Source organism: Mycobacterium sp. D16Q13, assembly GCF_002013375.1.
Classification (GTDB): Bacteria; Actinomycetota; Actinomycetes; order Mycobacteriales; family Mycobacteriaceae; genus Mycobacterium.
In genome coordinates this window covers 1-13,514 of record NZ_MAEW01000026.1, presented here as the reverse complement: position 1 = coordinate 13,514, position 13,514 = coordinate 1, and the positions used below count along the sequence as shown (strand labels likewise).

19 protein-coding genes and 1 pseudogene are annotated in these 13,514 nt (G+C 62.5%); 5 read left to right on the top strand and 15 right to left on the bottom strand.

All coding sequences use genetic code 11. The features are described from left to right. The first annotated feature begins 29 nt into the window (after nt 1-29). On the top strand, nt 30-482 hold the full coding sequence (locus B4400_RS22965) for a TIGR03618 family F420-dependent PPOX class oxidoreductase (RefSeq protein WP_078312954.1): 453 nt from the start codon (nt 30-32) through the stop codon (nt 480-482). A 13-nt stretch (nt 483-495) separates the two neighbouring features. Here B4400_RS22965 and B4400_RS22960 read toward each other — a convergent pair whose 3' ends face one another. The 3 genes from B4400_RS22960 to B4400_RS22950 form a co-directional block, all read right to left on the bottom strand. Then, nucleotides 496-1,104, bottom strand: a complete 609-nt coding sequence (locus B4400_RS22960) for a TetR/AcrR family transcriptional regulator (protein ID WP_078312953.1) — start codon at nt 1,102-1,104, stop codon at nt 496-498. 72 nt (nt 1,105-1,176) lie between these two features. Beyond that, complete coding sequence (locus B4400_RS22955) at nt 1,177-2,199, bottom strand: agmatine deiminase family protein (protein ID WP_078312952.1); 1,023 nt, start codon at nt 2,197-2,199, stop codon at nt 1,177-1,179. Further along, on the bottom strand, nt 2,196-3,179 hold the full coding sequence (locus B4400_RS22950; protein WP_078312951.1) for a nitrilase-related carbon-nitrogen hydrolase: 984 nt from the start codon (nt 3,177-3,179) through the stop codon (nt 2,196-2,198). The genes B4400_RS22955 and B4400_RS22950 overlap by 4 nt, the downstream gene beginning before the upstream one ends. Nucleotides 3,180-3,256: 77 nt before the next feature. On the opposite strand from B4400_RS22950, the pseudogene B4400_RS22945 reads away from it, so the two are divergent. Further along, a pseudogene (locus tag B4400_RS22945) lies at nt 3,257-3,523 on the top strand (amidohydrolase); the annotation flags it as partial. Nucleotides 3,524-3,547: 24 nt separating this feature from the next. Here the strand turns inward: B4400_RS22945 and B4400_RS22940 are convergent. From B4400_RS22940 to B4400_RS22925, 4 genes are read right to left on the bottom strand one after another with little or no spacing between them, the layout of a single operon-like run. Beyond that, the gene (locus B4400_RS22940) at nt 3,548-3,961 is read right to left on the bottom strand and encodes a cupin domain-containing protein (RefSeq protein ID WP_078312949.1); all 414 of its coding nucleotides are present in this window, start codon (nt 3,959-3,961) and stop codon (nt 3,548-3,550) included. A gap of 4 nt (nt 3,962-3,965) precedes the next feature. Next, nucleotides 3,966-5,126 carry an FAD-dependent oxidoreductase gene (locus tag B4400_RS22935; protein ID WP_078312948.1) on the bottom strand — a complete coding sequence of 387 codons (1,161 nt, stop codon included), beginning with the start codon at nt 5,124-5,126 and terminating at the stop codon, nt 3,966-3,968. Beyond that, entirely contained in the window at nt 5,123-6,001 is an 879-nt protein-coding gene (locus B4400_RS22930; RefSeq protein ID WP_078312996.1) for a DUF1295 domain-containing protein, read from the bottom strand. Before B4400_RS22930 ends, B4400_RS22935 begins: the two co-directional genes overlap by 4 nt. Before the next feature lie 10 nt (nt 6,002-6,011). Next, nucleotides 6,012-6,635: a class I SAM-dependent methyltransferase gene (locus tag B4400_RS22925; RefSeq protein WP_078312947.1), complete on the bottom strand. Its 624-nt coding sequence runs from the start codon at nt 6,633-6,635 to the stop codon at nt 6,012-6,014. Between the two features lie 143 nt (nt 6,636-6,778). On the opposite strand from B4400_RS22925, the gene B4400_RS22920 reads away from it, so the two are divergent. After that, nucleotides 6,779-6,991 (top strand): hypothetical protein, encoded by a 213-nt coding sequence (locus B4400_RS22920; RefSeq protein ID WP_078312946.1) that lies wholly within the window; start codon nt 6,779-6,781, stop codon nt 6,989-6,991. Nucleotides 6,992-7,005: 14 nt separating this feature from the next. Here B4400_RS22920 and B4400_RS22915 read toward each other — a convergent pair whose 3' ends face one another. The 8 genes from B4400_RS22915 to B4400_RS24995 form a co-directional block, all read right to left on the bottom strand. Continuing rightward, nucleotides 7,006-7,551, bottom strand: a complete 546-nt coding sequence (locus B4400_RS22915) for a chromate transporter (protein WP_078312945.1) — start codon at nt 7,549-7,551, stop codon at nt 7,006-7,008. After that, nucleotides 7,548-8,117, bottom strand: a complete 570-nt coding sequence (locus B4400_RS22910) for a chromate transporter (protein ID WP_078312944.1) — start codon at nt 8,115-8,117, stop codon at nt 7,548-7,550. Before B4400_RS22910 ends, B4400_RS22915 begins: the two co-directional genes overlap by 4 nt. Further along, nucleotides 8,110-9,141, bottom strand: coding sequence for a phospholipase D-like domain-containing protein (locus B4400_RS22905; RefSeq protein ID WP_170915082.1), 1,032 nt, complete (start codon nt 9,139-9,141; stop codon nt 8,110-8,112). Before B4400_RS22905 ends, B4400_RS22910 begins: the two co-directional genes overlap by 8 nt. A gap of 62 nt (nt 9,142-9,203) precedes the next feature. Further along, a complete protein-coding gene (locus tag B4400_RS22900) occupies nt 9,204-10,256 on the bottom strand; it encodes an acyltransferase family protein (RefSeq protein WP_078312942.1) in 1,053 nt (350 codons plus the stop codon). A gap of 461 nt (nt 10,257-10,717) precedes the next feature. After that, complete coding sequence (locus B4400_RS22895) at nt 10,718-11,629, bottom strand: LysR family transcriptional regulator (protein WP_078312941.1); 912 nt, start codon at nt 11,627-11,629, stop codon at nt 10,718-10,720. 56 nt (nt 11,630-11,685) lie between these two features. Then, nucleotides 11,686-12,084 carry a PPOX class F420-dependent oxidoreductase gene (locus tag B4400_RS22890; RefSeq protein ID WP_078312940.1) on the bottom strand — a complete coding sequence of 133 codons (399 nt, stop codon included), beginning with the start codon at nt 12,082-12,084 and terminating at the stop codon, nt 11,686-11,688. Further along, entirely contained in the window at nt 12,081-12,431 is a 351-nt protein-coding gene (locus B4400_RS22885; RefSeq protein ID WP_078312939.1) for a hypothetical protein, read from the bottom strand. Before B4400_RS22885 ends, B4400_RS22890 begins: the two co-directional genes overlap by 4 nt. Nucleotides 12,432-12,511: 80 nt before the next feature. Then, a complete protein-coding gene (locus B4400_RS24995) occupies nt 12,512-12,634 on the bottom strand; it encodes a hypothetical protein (RefSeq protein WP_286142288.1) in 123 nt (40 codons plus the stop codon). A 41-nt stretch (nt 12,635-12,675) separates the two neighbouring features. Here B4400_RS24995 and B4400_RS22880 point away from each other — a divergent pair, with 41 nt between their 5' ends. Together B4400_RS22880 and B4400_RS22875 are read left to right on the top strand one after the other, a co-directional pair. Beyond that, nucleotides 12,676-13,155 (top strand): amidohydrolase family protein, encoded by a 480-nt coding sequence (locus tag B4400_RS22880; protein ID WP_078312938.1) that lies wholly within the window; start codon nt 12,676-12,678, stop codon nt 13,153-13,155. 16 nt (nt 13,156-13,171) lie between these two features. Further along, complete coding sequence (locus B4400_RS22875) at nt 13,172-13,462, top strand: hypothetical protein (protein WP_078312937.1); 291 nt, start codon at nt 13,172-13,174, stop codon at nt 13,460-13,462. Nucleotides 13,463-13,514 lie beyond the last annotated feature (52 nt).

Sequence of the window (13,514 nt, the reverse complement as noted above, 5' to 3'; positions counted from 1 at the left end):
TCGTGGCAGCTCACGGAAGGGACTCAGTCGTGACAGACATTTCCGCATTCGCCGAGCTCGTTCAGCTCGATCACGGGCTGTGTGTGCTCAGCACGGTTCGGGGCGACGGCAGCGTCCAGTCTTCGGTGATTAATGCCGGCGTCATGCGGCATCCCCAAACCGGCGAGCCGATCGTCGCGCTGGTGGCGGCAGGGGGTACCCGCAAGCTTGACCATCTGCGGGCCGATCCGCGGGCCACCATCGTCGTGCGGGCCGGGTGGCAATGGGTCACAGTCGAGGGAACCGCGCAGATCATCGGTCCCGACGACTCGGATCCCGGCGTCGACAGCGAGGCGTTACGCCTGTTGTTACGCAACATCTTTCAGGCGGCGGGCGGCACTCACGACGACTGGGAAATCTACGACCGCGTGATGGCGGAGGAACGTCGTGCCGCCGTCCTCATCACGCCCCGCCGCGTCTACTCCAATCCGACGGCCAGATAGCGGTGCTGTCGCGTCATCCGCGCATTGGCTGAACACCCTTGGGGCCACGGCGATGTGCGGGGAGCATCAACTCGGCAGTGGCGCGCAGATGAGCACGCGCCTCGGCGGCGGTCAGTTCGTGGGAAAGCCAACGGGACGCCAAACCCTCGGTGAGCGCATTGAGAACCAGGGCAATGTTGTCCGCGTCCACGGTTTCGGAGACCTCACCGATGTCCTGAGCGGCCCGGATGGCGGCAGCGGTTTCACGTGTCCACTCTTCGGAAGTTCGCGCAAGGGGTTCGCGCAGTGGTTCCTCGTAGACCGCAGACGCACGTAACTCGTTCCACACCAACGAGTTCTCCACTACTGCGGCGGAATCCTGAATCTCCCCGAGAATATGCTCAATAAGCTGGCCCCGTGATACCCCGGAACCGCTGGCGGCCTGCCGGTACGCGCGTGCCTGATCGTTGATGTAGGTGAGGGCCGCCGCGAGCAGTCCATCACGGTCCCTGAAGTGGTAGTAGAGCAGACCCGACGAAACCCCGGCCACCCGTGCTACATCGCTGACACGCAGGCCCCGGACACCGTTCTCGGCGATGGCGGCGGCACTGGCCTGCAGAATCGCTTCCTGTCGGCTGGTCACCCGACACCTCCCTTCCGTCTCGACAGCTCGCTACATGCTAGGGAATGGCCGCGATCCCGCATCGTGTTGCCATCAGGACAGGGCTGGCTCTTGCTGGGTGATGCAGTGGATACCGCCGCCCCGCGCGAAGATCTCACGTGCGTCGACGGTCACCACGGCGCGCCCCGGATACTCCTCGGCGAGAATGGCTTTGGCGGTGTCGTCGGCCGGGTCACCGAACCGGCAAGCGATCACGGCGTCATTGACCACGAGATGGTTGATGTAGCTGTAGTCCACCCAGCCCTCGCTGTCGCGCAGCACGCCCGGCGCCGGGACTTGCGTTATCTCCCAAGGTTTTCCCCGGGCATCGTGACTCTGCGCCAGTAGCTCGATGATCTCCTTGGTGAGCTCATGGTCCGGGTGTGTGGCGTTGTTCTGTGTGTGAATCAGCAGCCGTCCCGGCGACGGGATGGCGACCACAATGTCGACGTGGCCATTCGTGCCGAACCGCTGCGCGTCACGAGTCAGGCCGCGCGGCAGCCAGATCACATGCCGCGCGCCGATCGTGCGTGCCAGCTCCGCTTCCACTGCGGGCTTGTCCAGCCCCGGGTTACGGGCGGGATCAAGCTGCACCGTCTCGGTGACCAGTACCGTGCCCTCACCATCAACCTGGATACCTCCGCCCTCATTGACCAAGGGAGAGGAGACAATCTCCGCCCCGGCGAGCCGACCTACAAGCCCACCGATGTGTGCGTCTTTGTCCCAGCGCGCCCAGTCACGGGCACCCCATCCGTTGAACACCCAGTCCACCGCACCCAGGCCACCGTCTGCCCCGCGCACGAAGGTGGGTCCAATGTCTCTCATCCAGGCATCATCGAGCGGCGCCTCGAATACCTCGATCTCCCGTGATAGATATGTGCGCGCCGCCGGGCGATCGGCCGGGTCGACGATCATCGAGACAGGCTCGAAGTCGAGGATGGCGTGCGCGACCGCGGCCCATGCGGTACGCGCCTCGTGCGTGGATTCCGCGTTCTCGAAGACGGTCGCCCCCTGCGACGGAAATGCCATCCAGATACGTTCCTGCCGGGCAGTTTCCGGCGGCATGAGCCAGGTCATGACGCGTGCGACCCGTACGGATTAGCCGTATCGACAGGTGCGGTAAGCCGGGCGTAGGTGTCGGGCCGGCGGGTCATGTTGAACGGGAACAGATCCAGCCAATCTTGGCGCTGCTCCAGATCCAGATCTGCCACCAATACCGCCGCGGCATCGCGCGGCGCCTGCGCGAGAACCCGGCCGTACGGATCGGAGATGAACGAGGAACCATAGAAGTTCACATTTCCCTCATCGCCAAAACGGTTGGGCACGATCATGAATGTCCCCGCGGTAATCCCGTTTCCCACGATCACGTGCTGCCAGAGCGGCTGTGTGTCAAAGGCCGGAAAGGCCGGTTCGGAACCGATCGCTGTCGGATAGACCAGGATCTCCGCGCCCGCCAGCGAGTACATCCGCGAGACCTCAGGAAACCACTCGTCCCAACAGGTGGGCATCCCGACCGCGGCATCATCAAGCTCGGCCACGCGATACAGCGGATAGGGGTTATCCGCGGGTCCGGCGCGAAAGTACGTGTCCTCGTAATAGCCCGCGGTCACAGGAATGTGCAGTTTCCGGGTGCGCCCGACGAGCTCACCGCTGGGGGATACCAGGATGGCGGTGTTGTAGCCGAGCCCATCAGCGTCATCCGCACGCTCGTATAGGGACGCATGTACCAGCACGCCGTTCTCCTTCGCGGCCTGTGCGGCGAAGGAGAACGTGGGCCCCGACAGCAGGTCCTCGGCACGGGCACCCGGGTTCGCACCTGCCCGTACATCGGCGGGGTAGCGGGAAAGCGTCAGCTCCGGCAGGAACACGGCCTTTGCACCCTCGTCGGCGGCCAATCGGATGCCTTCGGAGAGTTGGTCGCGCAGGTGCTGCGGATCGGCGAGCCAGCAGTGCTGCACCAGACCCACACGGAGCGCCGCTCGCCGTGGCTCGCGTACGCGAGCTGGCGAGCTCGGTGGTGTGAACGCGGTTTCGACGACAAATCCCGACTCGGGCATTGCTTACCTCCTGGGGGGTGATAACTGCGACGGTAGAACAAACTGAAAATTCAGTCAAGATTGGGTATTGTGCGGATATGTGCACCGCGTCCGAGTGGGCCCCGCATTTCTCGTCGTTGAGTGCCAAGACCACCCGCCGGACGGCGCTGCGCGTAGCCACGGTCGCTCTCGGGGCGGGCGCCGTCGCGGCATGCTCGACCGGGACCGATTCGTCGTCCACAGCGAGCAGCGACAATTCGGACAGCACCGAGGCGGACTTCGTCTTTCGCAACGGACGCGTCTACACGGTGTCCGAGCGGCAGGAATGGGCCAAAGCGGTTGCCGTGAAAGGTAACACCATCACGGGCTGACCCCAGAAATATCGTGCCCTACTTCGCCAACACCACGAGGGGTTTGTCCTTGTCGACGACGTAGGTCGCGAGCTCCGAACCCTCGTCGGTGCCGACGTTGCGGACCGAATGGAAGGTCCCGGCGGGAACGAACAGTACATCGCCGGCAGTGACCGTCTTGGAACCCTGACCATCGATGTCGTAGACCAACGTGCCCTTGAGTACGTAGATGATCTCCTCGCCTGGATGCTTGTGCCTGGCGGCTTCGGCTCCCGGCTGAAAATCGACACGCGTCTGCAGCGCCTCACGGTCCGGGATGCTCAGATCATGACGCTGTAAGTCGGTGCGGCTTACCGGCTCCCGGCCAGATTGCACCGTCGACGACCCGCACGACACAGTGAGGGTGACAAGGCCCGCGCACGCAGCGAGGAAAATGGTGCTGTCGATACCCAAGTGATCAGTCCTTCCGGCGAGGTTCGAGCGCGTCGACGGTGGAGGCAAGCGGCCGGTTGTCGCGGATGCCCCGGTAGATCCCGCGTCTAATGATCCAGGGTTGCAGTACGCGCTCGATCGACCATGCCGGGAATCGGAACGCATGGCCGGAGGGCGCGAAGACTTCCAGCCCGTTGGGCTGCACACCGAGCACGGAGCCCCACCGGTACCTGGGTGGGCGGTAGGTACGCAACGGCCGCCCAGAGGCCCCGGCTCGAATATTGTGCGCCACAATCCGATCGGCACGATTGCGGGCAGAGGTGCGGAGCGAATCGGTTGCCGCGACGTCTCCGACAGCGAAGACATCCCGGTGGTGCGGAACGTGCAGCTCCGGTGTCACCCGCACGAATCCGTGCTCGTCGAGCAGCTCCGCCGGCAGCCAGCCGGTGTTGGGCCGGACGCGACCGATGGCCCACACCACCGCATCGGCGGACGCCGGTGACTGGCCGGTACTCCAGTGAACCGGCTCGCCGGTAATCCGGTTGCATGCGAATCCTTCGGGGATGAGTGCACGATGCCCGGGATGCAATCCTACGCGAAGTTCCTTCAGCCGCTGGCGGATCCGGTCCCAGACCTTCGGCGAGTGCTGTGTCAGCGCGTGTTCACCGGGGAAGTACAGATCGACGCGCAGGTTCGGCCATGTCATCGCCAGATTGGCAGCGCTGCTCACGGCGGCGGCTCCGCCACCGATGACGATCACCGTATGCGCGGAGGCCAGCCGATGATGGGCCGTACGCAGGTCCGCGGCCACTTCGGCGCTCGACTGCAGAGTCGGCTGCCGCCAGAACCCGTTACTGACACCGGTAGAGATGATCAACGTGTCATACGGTTCGGTCAGCGGTGAACCGTCACCGTCCTGGCCGAAAACCGTTCGGGCATTGAGGTCGACGCCGGTAAGGTCGGCGTGCACCGTGCGCACGCGGTCCAAGCCGCGGAATCGGTCGAAGGGGACCCAGTAGTTCTGCGTCCACTCTGCTGGGCGTGACAGGCGTAGGCCCAGCTCTTGTCCGCTGACCAACCCGGGTTTGGCGGAGATTCCGACGACATCGCAGTGGCGCGCGAGCCGGATCGCGGTGAGCAGGCCGCTGTCGCCGAGCCCGGCGACCAGGACCCGTCGACGTCTCACGTCGATTTCCGTGGTGGACGCGGCACGAATCGTGGCACCCGCGCGATCACGTCCTGGTACTCGGGGCGGCGCTGCAGACTGCGCTGCTCCATCATCGGGATGCTCGAGCCCAGGAACATCCCCAACATGCCCGCGGCGCCGAGACACAGCCACCACGCATCCGCAGGGGAGACCGCTATGCCGAAGAGCGCCAGAGAAAGCCAGAAACTGAACTCTCCAAAGTAGTTTGGATGCCGCGACCACGACCACAGACCACGGTCCATCACCTCGCCGGGGCGACGGGTGCGGGTAAACCGGTGCATTTGTGTATCGGCGACCAGCTCCAGGGCGACCGCCGCGAGGCCAACGGCACATGCGATCGCTGTCAGCCAGCCCAGGTCGCCTCCGGGTCGAGTCACCGCGACATATGCCGGCAGCATCCCGACGAAAACCAGCAGCGTGGGAGTGAGATGGATCGCCACCAGATCGGCCAGGAAACTCCATCGCCCAGCGCTGGCGCGCAGCATGGGGTAACGCCAATCCTCGTGGTGCAGAACGGGGAACGCATATATCCAGTTGGCCGTGAGACGCACTGCCCACACCAGGACGACGAGTGCGACGAGCCAACAACGCAACTCGTAGACCCCGGACTGAGACCACCAATAGATCAGCAGCAGCGGGGGTATCACGCTCCAATAGGCGTCGTAGAAGCTCGAATTGCGGTACAGCCTGCTGAACACGAATATCACCACGGTGGCCAGCACATCGGCGATCAAGGTGTCCAGCCACATGCGTCCCGTACCTGGCCCCCAGGCAAGCCACGCGGCGCCCACGCACACGGCGATGACGTAAGCGATGCCGACCAAGGCCAATGATTGCCGCTTGCTCCGCGTGATGGTCTCGCCCTCAGAGTTCACGCTGGGTATCTCCTGCCCGTAGCAACGCGACGAGAAAATCGGAGTCGTCGGTGAAGGGCCGCAAGTCCCAGGTGGACAGCAGAAGATCTGGGATGAGGCCGGCCTCGCCCACATCGTCGAAGAACTGGGTGAACTCGTAGTCACGGCCGGCCCCAAAACCGATCACCGCGCGGCCGTCGCTCGCCAAGTGCGCACGTAGTCGAGTCAACACCTGAATGCGGGTGCTCGGGGCAAGAAATGCCATCACGTTGCCCGCTGACACGATGACGTCGAATGGCTCGGCGATACCGCACGCGGGCAGGTCCAGATCGGCGAGATCGCCAACAATCCAACGCGATCCGGGATGGTCTTGTGTGGCCGCCTCGATGAGCACGGGGTCGACGTCGACACCGACGACATTGTGACCGGCCGCGGCGAGAAATCCGCCCACCCGACCGGAGCCGCACCCGGCATCGAGGACGCGGGCACCACGCGGCACCATCGCATCCACGAGGCGGGCCTCGCCCGCCAAATCCGCGCCCTCACGCGCCAGCGCGCGAAAGCGCTCGATGTACCAATGCGAATGGTGTGGATCGGCCGCGACTTTTTGCATCCAGAGGCTCTGCTCAACCATGCAGCCATTGTCGCAAGTGAATGTCGCGCCGCAGATCAGACCACGAGAATGCCTGGTTCAACCCTCGGCGGATCACCGATTCCGGTGCTAATCTCAATTCCAGCCCCGCACGTTGTTGTCACGAAAAAAAAAGGGGGTGCGGAATGCCTTACAGCGCATGTGTCACAGCGGTATTGGTGGCAGCGGTGACCTTGGCCGCGCCGGCTAGGGCCGAACCTCCGTGCCAGTTCTCGGGTGGCCTGGGCCCCGATGCCGCGTGCACACAAAGTACCGATGATGACCTTTCGCCATGGATGTGGGCAGGCGACGACGGATTTGGGTACGGGTTTGGCGCACCCGGCTATGGGTGGCGCTGATCCGGATAGCGGTACTACACCAGGCCGAAGTAGCCGAACACTCCCGCCGCGGCGACCACGATCAAGGGATTCATCTTTGTGACAACGAAGATTAGTGTGCAGACACCAGTCAGCGTGTACGCACGCCAATCGTGATCCGCCGCGCGACTCATCACCAGTGACGTCGCCAGGATCAGACCGACGGTCAGCGGCGCCAGGCCTCGCTCCATCGCGATGCGCCATTTCGATTTCTGCGCCCGCTGCCAGAATCGCGTCACCGCGTACACCAATGATGCGGCGGGAAACACCATGGCGACGGTCGCGACGACTCCACCGAGAATGCCCCCCGCGACGCCGCCGACCGGAAGCCCTGCGGCGTACCCGACCATCGCCACGATCAGAATGCTCGGGCCCGGCGTGGTCTGGGAAATCGAAAAGATGTCGGCGAATTGCGAATTGGTCAACCAGTGTTCGCCGCTCACTGAGCGCAGGTGCATCTCTGGCAGCACCGCATTGCCGCCGCCGATGGACATCAGCGAGAGCGACCCGAACAACACCACCAACTGCCAGTAGGTATTCACGCGGACGCCCTCCTGGGCCACGCCCAGAAGAGAGCCAACGGTGCGAGCAGTGCCAGTGTTGCCAGCAAGGGCCAGCGCATTAATCCGTTGAGCGCGAAGCTGGCGGTGAACAAGAGAACCGGTATCAGCCCGGTCAGGCACTTCTGGCCCGTCTTGATCACCATTGCCAGGGTGAGCGCCACGGCGGCTGCCGAGGCGCCATGTAGCACGCCTTTGACGGCGGGCACCTCCTTGAAGCGAAAGTAGAAGTAGCACACCGTCAACACGAGGACCAGCGGTACCAGGCATAGGCCTATGACGGCCGCGGCGGCACCCGGGGCACCACGCATCTTGGTGCCGACAAAGACGGCCATGTTGATCTGGTTGGCCCCCGGAAGAATTCGGCACATCGTCATCGCGGACAAGAACTCTTCTTCGCCCAGCCACTTTCTTTCGACGACGAGCACCTCCCGCGACCATGCCGAGAGGCCGCCCCCGAACGAGGCCAGCGCGATGTGGTTGAACGTCCAGGCCAACCGAAACAGGGATACCTGTGGCAGTGGGGGATCGACATCCTCGCTACTCATGCATCAATTCCGGATCGTGCGGGAAGTCATCCTCCTGGTGTTGGTATGAATCGAGCGGATCCGGCGGGTCATATTGATGCGACAGGTCCCAGTCGGTGTTGAACACATCCTGCAACCGGGCGACCACAAGTTCATCGGTGATCGTGATCCCAAGCTCGCGGCGCAGATCGAAGGCGCTGCGATCGATGTTCATCGAGCCCACCAGGGCGTGGGCGTTGTCGACGACAAGCAGCTTGGCGTGCACCCTCAGGTTCTTCTGCTTGTGGACCTTCACCCCGATGCGGCGCAGTGTCCGCAGCGATGCGAACGTGTCGAGAATGTCCCATTCGCTGATGCCGTGTCTGCCTCCGCACAGCACACGGACTCTGACACCTCGGTCCACCGCTGCGGCGACGCGGTCCAGGATGACCGCATCGACGTACTTCGGATGTTGGATGTCGAGCCGCTGTTCGGCCGCGTCGATGAACTCCGCCATGTGGTAGCGAGAGTTCGCATTGCTCCACAACAGCCCCTCGAAGACTGACGGCACCCAATCCCGGTGCTCCCAATCGGCCTCGAACACCTCGACGATCTGTCTGACATGGCTGGGCACTGCCGTGATGACGCCGTAGTCGCGAGTCCGTGTGAAGTACTTCTCACAAAGGTTGAAGGTGGCCACCAGCGCCGCCTTGTTGTCGGCGACTATCGACTTCTCATGTGTGACATAGAATTTCGGACTAGACCAGGCGACCTTCACCCCGGCCGTGGAGAGCGTCTCGAACGTATCATCGTTGGCTCGGTCACCGCCCGACCGCTGCGGGTTGAGCATCACGCGGACATCTACACCCGCCTGGCACCGACCGATCACCGCCCCGATCAAGCTTTCCTCGGTGAAGGTGAATTGTTTGATGAGAAGCGATGTCTCCGCGCTCTCGATGAAATCGCGAACCGGTTCCAGGCCGTCATCCGGCTCGACGATCAGGCGAGGCGTGAAGGGGAGCACAAGAGCAGAAGCTAGCACCAAGATCGCGCATTGTTCTGCCATTCACATGAACACTTCCATCCCGTCCGCAACGACATTGAACGCCAACGCAACTGGCGCTGCTGTCAGGGCATCGCCACCCTGTGCGCGGTGGGTTGCTCGACGGGCTTCCGGTGGATACGAGATTTGAGGGCCACGGCACGCTTCTCCACCACAAACCAGCTCAGCGCGGCAACCGGGAGGGTGACTGTGGCGGCAAGAAGAAAGAACAAGAACGGATTCAACCGGGCAAGCCCACAGCAAGCCAGCAACTGCTGGACGGGGAATGCGTAGATATACACGCCGTACGAAAGATCGTTGCGCAGCCGCGTTTTGCGGATGAGGGCGCCAGAAACAACGATCGCGTAGGCCAGTGGTAGGGCGCCGATTACCCGGTAGTTTTGCGTGAATCCCGACGCTAGAACGATGGCGACGCTCACCGCGACCAACGACCAGCGAGCCGGCACGTGGTCTTGGTACTGGTAGAGCATCGCGCCCGCAAGGAACACGACGAAGAATCGGGCCAGCACCTGCGGCCAGCTGTACAGCGGTGGAGTGTACGAAACGTAGGCCGCCCACATTGTCGCCAAGACGAACAGAGTCGGAATGACCCAGCGGTGCTTCAGTAGGCCGATAATGCCAAGCACCGAAACCACGACATCGCAGAGCAGAACGAAAAAGAGTGTCCAGATGGATCCGTTCCAGACTCCCGGATATGGCACATCCGCAGGGGTGCCGTCGATATCGAAATAGGCCACATTGAGCAGGGCGTTGTTGACGACATACGCGAGCTCTGAAGACAGGGTGACAGTGGAGTGCTGGACCCTGGCGGCGATCGGAGCGATGACGAAGGCGACCACGAGCAGACATACCCACAAGCCCGGGAAGATTCGCAATACACGGGATGCCCAGTACTCCTTGAGGTACGGACGACGCATCCACGCCGCGGTGATGAGGAATCCGGAGATCACAAAGAATCCATCGGCAAATATGTTGCTGAGCAGCCGCACCGCCGGTGCGTAGTCAATCTGGCGACCGGTCAGGGGCCAGGAATGGTAGAGGACCACTCCGATCGCCAGAACGAGACGCCACATGGTCAGAGCATTGTGACGTCTATCGAATACCTGCCCAAGCTTCATAACTCCTCGAGGCCCCGATGCTGTGCTTTTACCTTTGCGAATGAACATACTGCACAATCCCCACCAGCACCGGGTGTACCTCGGATGGTGAAATCGCCACACTCGTGATAGTCAAGGTGTTTGCGAATTACTACAGCTTTTCTGAGATCGAGCGAGCGAATTGGATGAGTTCCGCAATGCGCTTTACCACGTGACCCTCGGGGCGAGGCTCAAATAGTCTGTAGCACAAGGTAAGGCATGTTCGAAGGTATCGAAAATGTAAATTCCAGGTCTACTCATGTTGGCCAAGGCAAACGATAGGAAAGGTGCCGCACCAATCGATTCATTTGCCGTAGCAGCTCCCCGGAACAGCCGCTGGGGCAGGAGTCAGGCGCTGGGCGCCCGAGGCGACGGTTCGGACGCCATTGACACCGAGGACAGTATGAGGTGGTCCGCCGCGAGGCGGGCCCCCTCCCACGCGGCTATTCGCGGAACAGCAGAATTACCGTGTTAAGAATCTCTTGCAGCTCGCGATCACGTCCGGCCGTGTCGTCCCGGTACGCCAGACAGGTCAAGAGCCTGAAATTCAGATCCGATATCGGAACAAGTACGAACTCGTCGTATTCCAGCGCGTTCGGTTCGCCAGGTGCCGGGATCGGCGCCAGATTGAAAGCCTGCCCTGACGCGATTGCCTGCTTGACCCGTACGACGTCGCCGAGTGTGAATTCCGTCCGCGTGAGTGGCCCTTGCTTCTCCAGCTCTGTTTCCACATGGCGCCGGTACTCGGTATCGCTGTCACGCCGGTCGCCGATGTAATCAAGCACGAGGAGCTCGGCGACGGAGATCGAATCGCGAGTCTCGTACCGCTCGCGCGAGAGCACGGCGCCGATCCTTTCCTTCCACACGGTCGTGTAGGACAGCACGGTCGCATGCGAATTGGGCCTGACGAAGCCGAAATCCAACCTTTCGTTCAGTATCCCTTCGATGATGTCGGGGCTGGCGAGCGGCGCCTGTGTGAACTTGAATTTCTCGGTGTTACTTTCCCCCAAGGTGGTCAGCTTGGCCTGTAATGCCGGAGGCAACCAGGGAGGGATGCCGCACCGAATTTTCCGCACCGGGAGTGGACCCTTGGAGATTTCATGCGGCATCTTGTCGAACTTCTCAATGATCTCCTGCGCGAGCGGAAGCAGCCGCGCACCTTCGCCTGTCAGCACGACCGTACGTGTGTCGCGGAGAAAAAGATTCGCATTGAGAAGTCGTTCCGCATTGCTTATCCGCCTACTCAGGACGGATGGAGTCAGATGCAGCTCTCGTGCCGCCTGGGTAAAATTCAATCTGTTGGCAACCGCTACGAAGCACCGTAAATCGTCCAGATTTAGGCTTCGTACGCTCACACGTTGATCATATCGCCATGCGATCTTGATCTGAGTCTGCGCAAAGCCTGGCCCAGTTACGGCGAAACAGGGACACCGGGGGAGATCTCGATGGCAACCGACGCCTGTTGGCGGCGGGCAATCCAGACTCCGAATTCACTCAACGGGCCCAAAAGCCAATATTTGCGGTTGACGATCTTGCGGACCCGGGGAGTGTCGTCGAGGTCCAGCACCCGCGCGGTACCTGCCACGACTGGCGCACCGGGAGTCAGCTGCCCGCGAACACTGCACGGCTGCAACGTCACCGCGGGATTGCGCCGGATGCGTTTGACCTTGTACGCGCTGACCTCCGAGAAAAAGTAAAGCTTGCCGTCGGCCGGAGCAATCCAGACCGGTGTGGACACCGCCGTGCCGTCCTTGCGATAGCTCGTGAACGACACGTAGTTCGCCCGGCCGGCCACATCCCAATCGGTCATTGGTTGTCTCTCTTTCTCGTCACGGAGTACACCCTGATTCTGTCGCAGACTCGAACCAGCCGCCAGCATCGCGGCAGGCAGGGCGGTTCGGGATTCAGCGTTGTCGTGGTCCATACCGGGGAGACGTGGGCATTCCCCCAGGTCATGGCGCCCTTCACCAGATACTTGTGTGACGGCCAGGACCGACTCCACTCGGCGGGAAGGAGTGCACGCGCCGCAAGGAGCGCGCCGCGGCGTTGCCGGGTGTCGAGGTAATCGACACCGGAGCGGGGGCGCTTCTTCCCGGTTTCGTTGAACCACATGGCCATCCGTTCATGAGTGGCGTCATCACCGAAGCGCCAGTCCATTCGATCGCCCCCTGGAAGGCGTCAAGCTGGGCCGACGTCACCGCCGCGTTTCGGGATGCACTCGCGAACACACAGATCCCTCAGAACCGTTGATTTTCAGCGGATTCGACGCGCTCCTGCATGAACATGCTGCACCGGATGTCGATGAGCTGGATCAGATATTCGGTGATCGGGTCGCGGCCGTCACTGACAATTCCGGCCACGGGGTCTACTTCGGTGGGACAGCGCTCCGCCGGCGGACCCGGTGGGCGGGCATTATCAACGCAACCCCGATGGCACTCTCAAGGGGCGCGGGTTTGAAGTTCCCGCGCTGACGGAAGTGCTCGCTCCCCTGATCGCTGGGCTGGGCAATCCCTTGCACTCAGCCGCACAGTTCTTCGCCGTGATGTCCCGTGCCGGATACACATCAACTTCGGATATGACGTACGACCCTCAGCTCAAGCCCGCGTACGAGGCACTCGCCGCGTCCCCGTCACGTCCGCTGCGGGTGAGTCTGTGGGAGATGTCGACCACCGAAACCTACACCGAGCCAGAAACATTCACTGCCAGCGACGATTTGCTGTGCAAAACGGGTGTCAAGCTGTGGACCGATGGCGCGGTCTGGGTTGGGTCAGGCGCGACGTCCTTTGCGTACGTCGACTCGGCTGCCACCAGGCGTGCGGCTATCGACCCCGGCACGGTGGGCGGAACCCGCTCGTTGAATTACTGCTCGCGAGCAGCTTGATGCGTACGAGGCGGCATTGCAGGGTCATGGCCTGCTCGGCACCGATCACCGGTGGCGCCTCGAACATGCCGGAGGAGCCACCCGTGCACAGCTCGATCGCCCCGCACGGTTGGGCGTGCACGTATCCATGTCGCCGTTCCAGTACTACTACTGGGGTGATCTGCTGGACGGCCAGATCTTCTATCACGAGAACGGCAGCAGATGGCAACCGATCGGCGGGCGCAGGGTCGACCTGGACGCGTTCCTCGACGCCTCACGGACAGAAGGTGACGCCGCACCGGTGGCGCCCATCAAGCACTGCTGTTAGCGGCTAACCAAGACCTTGGCGGCATTGCGCTCGGCGCGCTTGGCCTGGCGTT